2 rRNA genes are annotated in these 265 nt (G+C 57.7%); both read right to left on the minus strand.

The annotated features are described in order from the left end of the window. Positions 1 to 97 (minus strand): 5S ribosomal RNA (gene rrf / locus IO36_RS43540); the annotation flags it as partial. A 90-nt stretch (positions 98 to 187) separates the two neighbouring features. After that, a 23S ribosomal RNA gene (locus IO36_RS36185) occupies positions 188 to 265 on the minus strand; the annotation flags it as partial.

Genomic DNA, 265 nt, shown 5'->3' on the forward strand with positions numbered 1-265 from the left:
CCCACAGGGTCCCCCCTGCAGTACCATCGGCGCTGTGAGGCTTAGCTTCCGGGTTCGGAATGTAACCGGGCGTTTCCCTCACGCTATGACCACCGAAACTCTATGAAACTGTCAACCGGAGCCGAGGCCAATACGGCTACGACGGTTGTTCGTGGTTTCAGAACCAACACAGTGGACGCGAGCAACTGAGGACAAGCCCTCGGCCTATTAGTACCAGTCACCTCCACCCGTTACCGGGCTTCCAGATCTGGCCTATCAACCCAGT

It is taken from the genome of Streptomyces aureus (assembly GCF_000725495.1).
GTDB classification, from domain to species: Bacteria; Actinomycetota; Actinomycetes; order Streptomycetales; family Streptomycetaceae; genus Streptomyces; species Streptomyces aureus_B.